The organism is Haemophilus pittmaniae (assembly GCF_900186995.1).
Classification (GTDB): Bacteria; Pseudomonadota; Gammaproteobacteria; order Enterobacterales; family Pasteurellaceae; genus Haemophilus_D; species Haemophilus_D pittmaniae.
Genome location: NZ_LT906463.1, coordinates 1,387,742 through 1,402,279 on the forward strand (window position 1 = coordinate 1,387,742; position 14,538 = coordinate 1,402,279).

Below are 14,538 nucleotides of genomic sequence, written 5' to 3' on the forward strand. Positions count from 1 at the left end.
TCCGCGCCCATTTAATTAGCAGAGAATGCCGATGAAATCCTTATTTGCAACCACAGCCCGTGGCTTTGAAGAACTCCTTAAATCCGAACTTATTTCGCTGGGCGCCGAACAATGCCGAGTGGCACAGGGCGGTGTCCATTACCAGGCCGATGATGAAACCCTATATCGCAGCCTACTATGGTCACGTTTGGCCTCACGTATTTTATTACCGATAAGCGAAGGCAAAATTTACAGTGATTTGGATCTCTATGCGATTATTGTCGGCATCGAATGGCTTAATTATTTTGATGAGCGAGTCAGCTTTTTTGTGGATTTTAACGGCACTAACGAGGATATCCGACATAGTCAATTTGGTGCAATGCGGGTGAAGGATGGCATCGTCGATTATTTCGAGTGTCGCGGCAAGGCTCGCCCTAACGTAGATAAGGAAAATCCGGATGTGCGGATCCATGTATATTTAAATCGTCAAGAGGTGATCATTTCCTTGGATTTAAGCGGTGATGCGCTACATTTGCGCGGTTATCGTCAAGATAGCGGACAAGCGCCATTACGTGAAACCCTTGCTGCCGCTATTGTGTTGCGTTCCGGTTGGCAAATGGGGACACCATTAGTTGACCCAATGTGTGGTTCAGGCACTCTATTAATTGAAGCCGCGCAGATGGAAGCACAAATTGCACCGCAGCTTTATCGTTTACATTGGGGCTTCGATTATTGGCTAGGGCATAATCAAGCGGCTTGGGAAAAGGTTAAAAATGAAGCGATAGCAAAAGCTAAAGCCTATGCGGAAACACAACCAGCAGGACATTTTTACGGTTTCGATTTGGATCATCGGGTATTACAGAAAGCACAGAAAAATGCCCAAAGTGCAGGGGTGGCCCAATGGATTCAGTTTAAACAGGGAGATGTGGCCGCATTGAAAAATCCTTGTCCACAGCAACAAGGGACGGTAATTTGTAACCCACCATATGGTGAACGTCTTGGCACAACACCGGCATTAATTGCCCTTTATTCGGTATTTGGTAGCCGTCTAAAAAGTCAATTCGGCGGTTGGCAGGCATCGATTTTTAGTAGCGAAGTTAATTTATTGGATTGCTTACGGATGCGTGCAGCCCGTCAATTTAAGGCGAAAAATGGCCCCTTAGAGTGCGTGCAGAAAAATTATCAAATCAGCGAGCGCAACGATGCAAGTTCAGCGGAAGAATCGCTTGCGGTTACCCATCCGAGTGCGGAGGTTGCGCAGGATTTTGCCAATCGCCTGCAAAAAAACATCAAGAAATTACAGAAATGGGCGGAAAAACAAGGCATTGAAGCCTATCGTCTGTATGATGCGGATTTACCCGAATATAATTTGGCGGTGGATCGCTACAAGGATCATATTGTGGTGCAGGAATATGCGGCGCCTAAAAGTATCGATGAAAACAAAGCCCGCCAGCGCTTATTGGATGCGGTCTCAGCAACCTTAGCGGTTACCGGAGTCGAAACGAATAAATTGATTCTGAAGGTGCGTCAAAAACAAAAAGGCAGCCAACAATATGAGAAATTAGCCAATAAGGGCGAGTATTTTTATGTGCGCGAATATAACGCGGACTTATGGGTGAATTTGACCGATTATTTGGATACCGGCCTTTTCTTGGATCATCGTCTTACCCGCAAAATGCTCGGAGAAATGGCGAAGGGCAAGGATTTCTTAAATCTCTTTGCCTACACCGGTTCGGCGACGGTACATGCCGCCTTAGGTGGGGCCAAATCAACCACTACGGTGGACATGTCGAATACCTATTTGAATTGGGCGGATCAAAATTTACAACTGAATGGGTTAGAAGGTCGCCAGCATAAATTGATTCAAGCGGATTGCCTGCAGTGGTTGGAAAAATGTGATCGCCAATTCGATTTAATTTTTATCGATCCGCCAACCTTCTCCAATTCTAAACGGATGGAAGAGAGTTGGGATGTGCAGCGCGATCACATTAAGCTCATGAAGAATCTAAAACGCATTTTGCGTCCGCATGGCTGTATCGTGTTTTCCAACAATAAACGCGGCTTTAAAATGGATTTTGATGGTTTAACCGCATTGGGTTTAACTGCACTGGAAATTTCCGACAAAGTGCGTTCCTTGGATTTTGAACGCAATAAACATATCCATAATTGTTGGTTGATTCAGGCAGATTAATCGTTGTGTGACCGGTTACGCCCATTAGATAATTTCGTTTTTAAAGTAATATCAATGAAATCAATGAGTTAGATGCCATTTTGGCAAAAACTCTTGAAATTGAAGGGGCGTTTAAAAAGCCAAAGCCTTCCGAAATCGGAAGGCTTTTTATTTCGCCAGCTTGTCCAAACGTCAACCCCCTAACTCAACGGAGGCAAGGCGAAGCAAAAATAAGCGGAAATTTCCGTTTATTGGATTATTGGCTTAATTGCTTAATACGTTCAATCACTTCTTGCACTTCGGCGGCAGTCAATTGTCCTTCCTTAACAAACTGAACCTTACCGGTTTTATCCAACAAAATAATTGCGCTGTCTTTTTCCCGCAAGCCCCAAGCTTTTTTTACTGCACCCTTGGCATCTAACACCACTTGGCTATGGGCGTTTTCTTTTTTACCTTTTTCTGCGCTGCTGGTGACAAACATACCGGTACCGATAACCGCATCATCGGCATTGATAATGGAAGTAGTTTGATACTTCGCCGCATTGAAATGAGCCCCCTTAATGGCATCCACTAACGCCTGATTTTTTTCCTTCGCGGCGGTTCGGGCGGCAAAATGTTGCACAACACGCACTTTGCCCGGCAACCCCGATGAGCTCCAAGATTGATAGGCTACATCGGCATTATTTAGCACTATTTCGCCCTTATCGCTAACGGCCACCTGCGGCAGCATTTGGCCCGCTTGGATTTGATGGGCGCCGGCGGAAGCTGCAAACAATAAACCGGTGAGTAAGGTATATCGCATTATTTTTTGCATAGAATTTTCCTTTTACTTGATGCCCGTTTGGGAGAACCGGGCTTTTTTGCTATACTCCGCGCGCATTATACTTAAATAGAAGGAAAATACGATGGAACAAACTCCACATTGCCCGAAATGTCAGGGCGAATATGTGTATCACGATGGTGTGAATTTTGTCTGCCCGGATTGCGGTAATGAATGGAATGAGGCCGATATGGCAGCGCAAACCGATAAATTTATCGTAAAAGATAGCAATGGTAATGTATTGCAGGACGGCGATGATGTGATCCTAATTAAGGATTTAAAAGTGAAAGGCTCATCGATCGTATTGAAAAAAGGGACTAAAGCGAAAAATATTCGTTTAGTTGATGCCGATCATGATGTTGACTGCAAAATCGACGGTCAACCGTTTTCATTGAAATCGGAGTTTTTGAAAAAAGCATAGGGAAGGATGCTTTCCGTTGAGCAAAACGCGTAACCTTGGTTACGCGTTTTTGTTTTTGATTTCTTGCTTGTGCAATTGAGTATTGCGTTTTATCCAAGTCGGTTGATGTACACAGAGGTAAAACGTGACATTAAAACGCGCTTTAAATTTTTATAATTTCTTTTAAAATTGGTTGTAACTCATTGATTTTATTTGTGTTGATAAAAAACAAAAAATAAATGTGACATATTTCTGAATAAATCAAGAAATTAGAAATATCAGTAAGAAAGTAGCAGCAGAAGATAAAAAAAAGCCCTTTCAATCACGAAAGGGCCAAATATATTTGGAGTCATACTATGAGTTGTTGAATAACAAATCAGGTATGGCGTGCATTATAGAAATTTCTTTAACAAATGCAACATTTTTTTAACAAATTATTTTTGATGTGGATTGCGAGTGTTGGTGTTGACCAAATTACGCATGAGTAGCGCGTAATCCAGGTCGATATCCGCAGGGACATCAAGGAATACAAAATGGCCATCACCTAGTGCAGCATCCACTTCAGCATTTTTCCGATTAAGCATCTTGGTGATTTTAAACAGGATGTTGCCTTTTGGTGTCATCATTTCGACTTCATCTCCGAGAAGGAATTTATTTTTCACCGCAACTTCGGCCATACCTTGTTCATTGCGCTTACCGGTAAATTCGCCAACAAATTGTTGGCGTTCGGAAATAGAGTAGCCGTAATCGTAGTTTTGATAGTCATCGTGGGTATGGCGACGTAGGAAACCCTCGGTATAGCCGCGGTGGGCGAGGGATTCCAAGGTATCCAATAAACTTTCATCGAATGGTTTACCTGCAGCGGCATCATCGATTGCTTTACGGTACACCTGTGCAGTACGTGCGCAATAGTAGAAAGATTTGGTGCGGCCTTCAATCTTCAGGGAATGTACTCCCAATTGACTGAGTTTTTCCACATGTTGCACGGCACGCAAATCCTTCGAATTCATAAAATAAGTGCCATGCTCATCTTCAAAGGCTGTCATTGGTTCATCGGGTTTTTGTGATTCTGTGTATAGGAACACTTTATCGGTCACCGCGCCTTCGCCTAGGGTTGGTGCAACATTTTTTACGGCAATTTGTTGAGCCGGATCGACTTTCGGTACGATATTACCCACTTCATCAACCCGTCCTTCTTCCATTTTATATTCCCAACGACAAGCATTGGTGCAAGTACCTTGGTTGGAATCGCGTTTATTAATATAGCCGGAAAGTAGGCAACGACCGGAATAGGCCATGCAGAGAGCGCCGTGTACGAAAATTTCGATTTCGATATCCGGTACCTGTTCACGAATTTCAGCGATTTCTTCTAAGGATAACTCGCGGGAAAGGATCACACGGGTTAACCCCATTTGTTTCCAGAATTTTACCGTTGCCCAGTTTACCGCATTCGCCTGTACGGAAAGATGAATATCAATATTTGGAAAATGTTCGCGTACCAGCATAATTAAACCGGGATCGGACATAATTAGCGCATCTGGCCCCATATCGATCACCGGTTGCAGATCTTTGATAAAGGTTTTTAGCTTGGAATTGTGTGGCGCGATATTGACTACCACATAGAATTTTTTGCCTAAGGCATGGGCTTCATCGATACCGATTTTTAAATTGGCATGATTAAATTCATTATTACGCACCCGCAGGCTATAGCGCGGTTGGCCGGCATATACGGCGTCAGCACCGTAAGCAAAGGCATAACGCATATTTTTTAAGGAGCCGGCTGGGGAAAGGAGTTCTGGTTTAAAAGTCATATTGTTCTCTAGTCTGATGTCAGGTCAGTAGCCTACCTCAGGCAGGCCAAAATGGGCGCTCATTGTAGGGGGATTTTGCCATGAGGTAAAGGGCACAATGGACGAGGGCGTTAAATTCCAATAAGAGCTATAAAGATGGTGGTTATTAAAAAATAAAATGTGACATTATAATGCGGTGGTGATTTTATTATTTTTCTCAAAAATAGATTGTAACTCATTGATTTTATTAATGGTGATTTAAAAGCGAATTGAAAGTGACAAGGTTTTTACTTGCGGGTAAAAAATAGGGCGGTTGATAACCGCCCTGAAGGTCTGTGTTATGGTGTCGTTTTTTCTGACGGAGCAGTTTCCGGCGTTGCTTCGGGTTTTACTTCAGCCGGTTGTGATTCTGCTGCAGGCTCAGCTTCTGCTGGTTCGGCCTCCATAGGCTCAGACTCATCGGCATTCTCATTTGGGAGCATTTCACGCTCTTGGCGTAAATCTTCAGAAGATTTGCCATTAATCAAATAACCATTTTCATTTTTCTCAAAGGTAAGCTGATATTTTTCACCTTCTTCGACAAACTCTGGAGCCAAACGGCCCTGTGGTTTTATGCTGAGACGTAAATATTGCCAGAATGGGGTATCGTTTTTGATTTTTAACACAGCTTCATTGGTTTCATCAATTAAGCCTTTGGCTAAATTGAGGTGAGCCGTTGCTTCTACATTACCAAGAGGACTATTTTTATCATCCTCTGCCGGGCTGATGATCGCATCAAGATCCAAGGCGACCGGATAAGCTTGGGTTTCCGGATAGGTATTTAAGTTGAAGGTGAGAGCGACATTGTCTGCAATCATATCCAAATCTTTCCACTGATTATTCTGATATTTTTGCAGCGTTGCCGAGCTTAACTGGGTTCTGCAAAGAACGGAGTAAAGCCCATTATTACAAAATTGTGCAGCTGCAAAATTCTGATGATGATTGATCTTCAATGGCAGATTAAATTTGAAATCTTCCAATTGTACCGCGTATTTTGGCAGACTGACCTTAGCCGCGTTGAGACTCAGGGTTTCATCGTATTGATCGTTGTCCAGGCTGGCGTATTTTTCGCTAAATTGGACTTTTTCCAGTTTTAATTCCGCATAGTCGAAAGCCCCCAATTGAACGTTTAAATTGCCTTCACCCGATGTTGCAGCACCTTTTACCCAATTATCCTTCAAGCGTAAAAACTCGCTATTATCCTTAGCTGGCGGCTCAGTTTGATTAAATAGCGCTAAATAATAAGGCATGAAAGCTAATTCATTGGTGAGATTTAAATCCTTAAGCTGATAACTTAGGGCAAAATTGTTTGCTTGCCATTGTTTATTGGTATCTGCTGGGGTTTGTTTGACGCTTTCCGCATTGAGGGTTAAATCAATATCCGCATAGTTAAGATCGGTATTATTTTGATTCAGACTCAGGGTAGCATTGGTCAGATTAAAATAAGGTTGGTTATTTTTTGGCACATTTACCGATAATACCGATAATTTGCCATCAAAGTGTTCGTTTTGAGTAAAAATCGCAGTGAGTAGATTGATTAATTCCTTGGCGTTTTGATGATTTGGATCCAGTTTTTTAAATTCATTGTAGAAATTCAAACTGTTCGGTACGCCCTCTTGGCGTAGGGATAAATTCAATCCACCAATAGTTGTTTGGTTTTCTTCATTGGTTCGGTTTTTATTGGAAAGGCGTAAAATATCGCTGCTGAATTGCGTATTAAGATCACGTTTTTGGCCGTTCGCGGTATGGTTTACGGCAAATTTATAGGTGGCGTTTTTCAGTTGAATTTTAGTATTTTCGCCATTTAACAAATCCGCTTCAGCTTTTTCAGCTGTCAATTCTACTTCAGCCAAATCGTACTGATTACGAGCGGTTGGAATTAAACGTAATCGGCCGTCGATTTTTTCCAATTTGCTGTTGTTATCGTAGTTAAACCCACTAAGGCTGGTACTGAGTTTCACTTCTTGGGTTTTCAAGAGGTGTAAGGTCATTAGCAAATTTTGCGATTTATTGGCAAAATCACGGAATTCTGCGGAAACATCTGACTGCAAATAATCACCGACTGGCGAGAATTTGCTGTTAATCACAGTTTTATCCAAATTGATATTGAGGTTTTTGTTTAATTGGCGAGTCAATTGCTCGGATAGTCTGGATTCAGCCGTGATAAAGAAAGGCAGCGTAGTGAGTTTGGTGGTAATAATATCAGTGCTTTGCTTGTCGCTGTTTTGCAAACTAAAGGTCAGTTCGCGGCTAAGAAAATTTTTGCCGGTTTGCGCGACTTGAAGGCTGAGTTGGGTATCTAAAGAATAAGGGAAATTCGCTAACACCTGATCCACTTTGTGGTTGGTATAAAATTGGGCGCCGATGCCTAGGGCAACCACTACGGCGGAAAGGGTTAAACCTATAGTTTTTTTACTCATAATGTCCTTAAACTCCTAAAATAGGCAAAAAATTAACCGCACTTTAGAAAGCGCGGTTAGGTCTTTTAGCATTACGCCAAGATTTTATTTAATTGTTGGCTCACTTCGTCAACTTTTTGAGTACCGTCCAAACGGAAATATTGAGTATTACCGGCAGCAGCTTCTGCTTGGTAATAGTCGATTAATGGACTGGTTTGTTTGTGGTAAATCGCTAAACGATCCAATACGGTTTCCGGTTTGTCATCGGCACGGATAATTAAATCTTCACCGGTCACATCATCTTTTCCTTCCACTTTTGGTGGATTGTAAACGATGTGGTAGGAACGGCCGGAGGCTTGGTGGACACGGCGTCCGCTCATACGTTCAACGATCACTTCATCCGGTACATCGAATTCCAATACATAATCGATTTTTACGCCGGAATCTTTTAATGCATCGGCTTGTGGAATGGTGCGAGGAAAACCGTCTAATAGGAATCCATTGGCGCAATCCGGTTTGCTGATACGATCTTTAACCAATGCTACGGTTAATTCATCCGGTACCAATTTCCCTTCATCCATCAAGGCTTTAGCTTGTTTGCCTAATTCGGTGCCGGCTTTAATTGCAGCACGGAACATGTCACCGGTAGAAATTTGTGGAATACCGAACTTTTGCATAATGAATTGGGCTTGAGTCCCTTTACCGGCACCTGGTGCACCTAATAGAATAATTTTCATACGATTTTCTCCAATAAAATAAACCCGCTTAAAATACCGTTAAAGTATTGAATGGTCAATAAAAAACAACAATTTCCAGAGGGTTTTTATGCTTATTTAAGCCTTTTCCCGCCAAGGGGCAACCCAATACAGACAAAGCATTCCAGGCACTGCCAACAGTAGGCAAAGCCAAAAGAAATAATAATAGCCGATAGCACTTACCGTATAGCCCGATAACATCCCCAAGCCTTTACTCGGCAATGCCGCCAAACTGGTGAATAATGCCAGTTGTGTCGCAGTATAAAGCGGATTCGTTTCACGCGCCATGAATGCCACAAAGGCAGCGGTGCCAAGTCCGACTCCGATATATTCAGCCGCGATCACCAAGCCTAATTTCCATAATTCCACCGAACCGACCTGTTCGAAATGGCCAAATCCGGCCAACCAAATAAATCCCCCGATGGTGACCATTTGTACCAAGCCAAATAGCCAAAGGGCACGGTTAATGCCTAATTTGAGCATGATGACACCACCAACCAAGCCGGCTGAAATGCTTGCCCATAATGATGTACTTTTGACGACTAAGGCAATATGTTCCTTACTAAACCCCATGTCATAGATGAATTTGGTTTGTAGTGTGGTAGCAAAGGAATCACCGAATTTATATAGGAACAAAAATAGTAAGAAGCCGATTGCCTGCTTAATCCCTTTTCGTTGTAAAAATTCCTGTAGTGGCACCCAAAAGGCCAAATAAAAGGGTTGTTTACGGTCAATCGCTGGCAAAGGAACTTCACGCGCCAAAAATAGTGTCATAAAAATACCTGCCAGCATGCAACAGGCTGTCCATAGGAATACCGATGGCCAAGGATAGAATTCCGCCAAGTATAATGACAAACCGCCCGGAATTAGCCCAGCTACGCGGTAAGCATTGATATGAATGGTATTTCCCAGACCCAATTCGTTATCACTTAAAATTTCTCGGCGGTAAGCATCTAAAACGATGTCTTGAGTGGCGGAGAAAAAGGCTATTCCTAACGCCAGATTGGCAACCAACGCTAATTGACTGCGTGGATCGCACAAACCAATCAAATACAGCAGAACTAACAATGCCAACTGTGAAACCAATAGCCAAGAACGACGACGACCGAGAAATTGCGGAAAGTAGCGGTCAAGGAGTGGTGCCCATAAAAATTTTAATGCATAGGGCATGGTGGTACCGGTTACGACACCAATTAGTTCAATCGAGAGTCCTTGATCGGTGAGCCATACCGGCAACATTTGTAACAGCACAAAAAGTGGTAAGCCGGAGCTAAAGCCGGTAAATATGCAGATGAGCATTTTACGGCTCATGATTTGTGAAGTGAGGGTGGCGGACATAACGGGGATATTGCTCTAGCAAATCAATGGAGCGTTTAAATGTGACATTAAACGCCCCTTTGTTTTTGATTGTTTCTTAAAAAATCACACCTAACATATTGATTTTATTAGGTGTGATTTACAGGGTGAAAAATGTGACGCGGCTAATTAATCACGGTAGCCGTTTGGATTGTTTTTTTGCCAATTCCAAGTGTCTTTCATCATTGCGGTGAGATCGCGCTTGGCGGTCCAACCCAATTCTTGGGCGGCGCGTGACGGATCGGAATAGCAGGTCGCAATGTCGCCCGGACGGCGAGCCACTAATTGGTATGGAATACGGATGTCATTGGCTTTTTCAAAGGCATGTACCATATCCAATACCGAATAGCCACTACCGGTGCCGAGGTTGTAAATATGCAAACCGGCATCACCAGCATGACGTTCTAGGGCTTTTAAGTGACCGATAGCCAAATCAACCACATGGATATAATCGCGTACCCCGGTTCCATCGTGGGTATCGTAATCGCTACCGAAAATGGACAGTTGCGCCAATTTACCGATAGCCACTTGGCTGATATAAGGCAATAAATTGTTCGGAATACCGTTCGGATCTTCGCCGATTAAACCACTTTCATGGGCCCCCACCGGGTTGAAATAGCGCAAAATGGTCATGCTAAATTGGTTTTCAGCTTTGGCCACATCGCGCAAAATTTGCTCCACCATGTATTTCGACGTACCGTAAGGATTGGTAGTGCCACCCACCGGGCAATCTTCGGTGATCGGAATAATTTGTGGATCGCCATATACCGTAGCCGATGAACTAAACACTAAATTCCATACACCGGCTTTTTTCATTTCCTGCACTAACACAATCGTGCCGGCAACATTGGTGAGGTAGTATTCTGCCGGTTTTTGTACGCTTTCACCGACGGCTTTAAGCCCGGCAAAATGGATCACCGAATCAATTTGATTTTCTTGGAAAATTTGTTGTAACAATGCGCGATCCAAAATATCGCCGCGATAAAACTTGGCTGTTTTGCCGGTGATTTGGCTGACGCGATCAAGGGATTTTTCTGAAGAATTACAGAGATTATCGATAACAACCACGTCGTTACCTGCATTTAATAATTCCACCACGGTGTGCGAACCGATATAGCCTGCACCGCCAGTTACTAAAATAGCCATGGGATATAGTCCTTGCATAAGAAAAAGTGCGCAGATTATAGCATTGATTTTGACAATCGCTAAATTTGTCGGAAGTTTGACTTGCATCATTGAGTCACATTATCCCACGGTGCAGAATGAGGCGGTGGCAATGCCACATGATCTAGGTTTAGCGTTATCCGCAATTTGTTGAAAAAAACAACATAAAGGAATATCTGATGAAAAAACAAGTGATGAGTTTTCAAAAAACGGCATTAGCTCTTGCCGTCGGTTTTTATGCAGCCAATATTATGGCTTACCAAGAACAGGGGCAAAGTGGCAATACCAGTAGTTGGGAATCGGCAGAATATTTAAAAGATTGGGGGCTGGTCTCCATGAATGCCTCTACCGCCTATGCTATGGGCTTTAATGGTTCAGGTGTGAATATCGGTGTAATGGATTCTGGGGTGTTGATGAGCCATCCAGAGTTTCAAGACGGCCGTATTCATACGGTGGTGAGTACGGGCAAATATAGCAAAGATGGGATGCGCTATCCTGATGCCAAATTTGGTTTTGGTGGGTTGAACAAAGACCAACCTTTTGATAGCAACGGCAAACGTAACTTTGATAAAAACAATAATGGCGATTTCGTAAAGGGTGGGGCCTTTAGTATTGATGGCGGATGGCATAAGGGCATCAATGACTCCCATGGAACCCATGTGGGCGGAACTATGGCGGCTAGCCGTAATGGCGAAGGAATGCACGGGGTGGCCTTTGGCGCTAACCTGTATTCGGCAAATACCGGCGGCACCGATAATATGACTTATGGGCCGAATCAGGACTATGAATTTTTCCTGCAAGGTTATTCTCAATTGGCGGCCAATGGTGCCAAGGTTATTAATAATAGTTGGGGCTCTAATCGTCGGGTTAATTCCGCTTTTACTGGAGCGAAAGGTTATTCCACCGATTCGGCATCGAACTACCAATGGCAGGAAATCGCTGGATATGGTGTTGCGATGATGGATATTGCCAACATTACCGAAACCACCAATGAAAAAGATGTTATGTATTTGAAGGATCGCGAGGAAGCAGCCAAAGCCTATTATCAATTTGCTACGCAGGGAGAAAAGAGTTTCTTGGATGCCGCATATGAAGTGGCTAAAGAGAAAGGTTTAGTGCAGGTCTTTACCGCGGGAAACCGTAGTTTGATGGCTGAATCCTTTACCCGCGCTTCCTTGCCTTATTTCCGTCCCGATGCGGAAAAATATTGGGTGAATGTTACCGGCCAACGGGGCGGTGATGGTTATCCAAATGATGTGACACCAACCAATAAATGGTGGAGCAAATATTATGATTACGCAAGTGGCAGTTACGGAGCCGCATCCTCGGATATTCAGATTTATAACTACGCGGGTGATGCTAAATGGTGGACGATCGCTGCACCGGCAACGAATATTTATTCGGCGTATGTACACATTATGAATGAGGATGACTACGGAGCCGTCAATAACGACAATTATGGTAGTCCAATCTATAAATCCTCCGGTGGTACTTCAATGGCTGCACCGCATGTGAGTGGCGCGCTAGGGGTAATTTTGTCCCGTTATCCTTATATGAGTGCGGATCAGGCGCGTGATGTAATGTTGACCACTGCAAGACAAACCACCTTGCGTAAAGGTCTGGAAGGTCAGCCACTAGAACGCTGGGAAAGTGCTCAAGGCGTACCAAGCAAAGTCTGGGGCTGGGGTATTTTGGATTTAGGAAAAGCCATGTTTGGGCCGGGGCAATTGTTAGGTGAATTTAAGGTTAATCTGGATCAAAATGATCTGTGGTCGAACGATATTAGCGATAAAGCAATCAAAGCCCGCCAATTAGAAGATCAGGCCGAAGCTCAAACCTGGTCTGTGCGTAAAGCCCAATTAGCCGCATTAATGCAGAATCGCGCAGGGGCAACAGCGGAAGAACAAGCCGAATATCAAGTAGGGCTTGCCCGTGAAGCTGCGCGCAATGCACGGGCTCTCCAAGGCTATCAAGGTGCGTTAGTGAAAAATGGTCAAGGTACTTTAACCCTCACCGGTAATAATACGTTCACTGGCAAAATTATCGTGAATCAAGGCGTATTAGCCGGATTGAATCAATCTCTCGCGACTGCAGAAAATGTGGTGGTGAATCAGGGGGCAGGATTGGATGTATTAACTTCCGCTACTGTGGTGAGACCAAGTGCCACCGGTTTACAACGAGAAAATATTACTGCGACAGCACAAACGGTGACGGCAACAATTAATCAGGGCGGTAGCTTGTTGTTAAATGATGGCGTGGCCAATTTGGATGTAACCTTTGCTGAAGGCGCCATGCTTACCCCTAATTTAGATGAAAAAATTCTATCGCAGGCAGCTCAGAATGTGCAGCAACCGATTAGCGTTGAAGGTAGTGGCCATTTCCGTGGTGCGGAACAAGCACTGGTGGGGGGACAAGATTCCTATGCATTCTTTAGTTTGCGTAATGAAAGTAATGGCAACCGGTTAAAGGTTACGGCGAAAAAACAAGCGATGTCCACTATTGCCCGTACGGCTAATGAAGTGGCATTGGCTAATGCATTGGATGCCGCAACGACAAGTTCGCTCTATTCAGGATTGTTATTATCAAATCGTCAAAATGCCTATCGGATCTTTGATCAATTGAATTACGATAGTGATTTGCGCGCACAACAACATAATTTCTTAAATGATTTTATGTTGCGTCAACAGCTCAACCAAACAGCGGTCCAACGGGTTAAACTCAATAGTGCAACCCAGCTTTGGACAACCGCCGGTTTCAACCGTTTGACAACGGATAACCTCACCAGCCATAGCTATAACCAATTGCTTGGTGCGGATTTTGCGTTAAACGAGAATGGCCGACTTGGTCTGTTCTTTGGGGCAACCCAAAGCCGTCATAAAGTGGAACAGAGTTCCAAGGATCGGGCGTTGCATTTAGGTGTTTATGGCGAACAGCATTTTGCTCAAGCCCGTGTAAAAGTAGGCTTCATCCAAACTTGGGGCAAACATGAACAACGTGTTGGTGCTTTGCAACATCTTAAAACCAATAGTCAAACCCAGGATGTGTTTGCTGAATTGGGTTATAACCTGTGGCCAACCGAAGGCTTTACATTAGAGCCTTATGCTGCTGTTGGTTATATGCATGTGAAAAGCAAAGGTGCCAGCCGCGGAGAAATTACCTTAAACGAAAATAATCGTGATGTGGTGGTGACTTCCGTTGGGGTGCGGCCGAGCATTCCATTTATTGCCGGTGGAGTACAGTTTGATTTGACCGGCGATGTGGCTTATCACCGTTTCCACAAGGATCGGGCAACGGAAGGCCGCTTGCAGATTAATAATCAAAGTAGTGCCAATGTTTATAGCGAACCGTTGAAAGATGTGATGACCGCAGGGGTTGCACTACAAGCCCGTATCACACCGGCACTTAGTGTGAAATTAGGCTACCAAGGTGCCTATAACCACAATACCAAAGCGAATAACATTAATGCGGAATTACGCTTTCTGTTTTAATTAAAAGGCTTCCCTCGAAGGCGCCATTTCGGCGCCTTTTTTCTGGGGCAATAGCAGTATGAAGGGGTAAAAATTAGATTTTTAAATTAACACTAATAAAATCAATGTGTTAGGTGTTGTTTTTAGAAAAACTTTGTGAGTCAAGGGGGCGTTTTATTTGCCCTTTACCCTAGGTTAT

9 protein-coding genes are annotated in these 14,538 nt (G+C 43.7%); 3 read left to right on the forward strand and 6 right to left on the reverse strand.

The features are described from left to right. Positions 1–31 precede the first annotated feature (31 nt). Positions 32–2,170 (forward strand): bifunctional 23S rRNA (guanine(2069)-N(7))-methyltransferase RlmK/23S rRNA (guanine(2445)-N(2))-methyltransferase RlmL, encoded by a 2,139-nt coding sequence (rlmKL, locus tag CKV74_RS06830; protein WP_095177142.1) that lies wholly within the window; start codon positions 32–34, stop codon positions 2,168–2,170. Positions 2,171–2,405: 235 nt separating this feature from the next. On the opposite strand, the gene CKV74_RS06835 is transcribed toward rlmKL, so the two are convergent. Further along, entirely contained in the window at positions 2,406–2,963 is a 558-nt protein-coding gene (locus tag CKV74_RS06835; RefSeq protein WP_095176921.1) for a YtfJ family protein, read from the reverse strand. Positions 2,964–3,054: 91 nt separating this feature from the next. On the opposite strand from CKV74_RS06835, the gene CKV74_RS06840 reads away from it, so the two are divergent. Further along, positions 3,055–3,390, forward strand: a complete 336-nt coding sequence (locus CKV74_RS06840) for a zinc ribbon domain-containing protein YjdM (protein WP_007243191.1) — start codon at positions 3,055–3,057, stop codon at positions 3,388–3,390. 413 nt (positions 3,391–3,803) lie between these two features. Here CKV74_RS06840 and trhP read toward each other — a convergent pair whose 3' ends face one another. The 5 genes from trhP to galE form a co-directional block, all read right to left on the reverse strand. Beyond that, positions 3,804–5,180, reverse strand: a complete 1,377-nt coding sequence (gene trhP / locus CKV74_RS06845) for a prephenate-dependent tRNA uridine(34) hydroxylase TrhP (protein WP_007243196.1) — start codon at positions 5,178–5,180, stop codon at positions 3,804–3,806. 317 nt (positions 5,181–5,497) lie between these two features. Beyond that, positions 5,498–7,618: a hypothetical protein gene (locus CKV74_RS06850; protein ID WP_231897291.1), complete on the reverse strand. Its 2,121-nt coding sequence runs from the start codon at positions 7,616–7,618 to the stop codon at positions 5,498–5,500. A 71-nt stretch (positions 7,619–7,689) separates the two neighbouring features. Next, positions 7,690–8,334: an adenylate kinase gene (adk, locus tag CKV74_RS06855; RefSeq protein WP_007243213.1), complete on the reverse strand. Its 645-nt coding sequence runs from the start codon at positions 8,332–8,334 to the stop codon at positions 7,690–7,692. 96 nt (positions 8,335–8,430) lie between these two features. Next, on the reverse strand, positions 8,431–9,690 hold the full coding sequence (locus tag CKV74_RS06860) for an MFS transporter (RefSeq protein WP_007243195.1): 1,260 nt from the start codon (positions 9,688–9,690) through the stop codon (positions 8,431–8,433). 147 nt (positions 9,691–9,837) lie between these two features. Further along, the gene (gene galE / locus CKV74_RS06865; RefSeq protein WP_007243193.1) at positions 9,838–10,854 is read right to left on the reverse strand and encodes a UDP-glucose 4-epimerase GalE; all 1,017 of its coding nucleotides are present in this window, start codon (positions 10,852–10,854) and stop codon (positions 9,838–9,840) included. Between the two features lie 197 nt (positions 10,855–11,051). Here galE and CKV74_RS06870 point away from each other — a divergent pair, with 197 nt between their 5' ends. Next, complete coding sequence (locus tag CKV74_RS06870; RefSeq protein WP_007243216.1) at positions 11,052–14,360, forward strand: S8 family serine peptidase; 3,309 nt, start codon at positions 11,052–11,054, stop codon at positions 14,358–14,360. Positions 14,361–14,538: the final 178 nt, after the last annotated feature.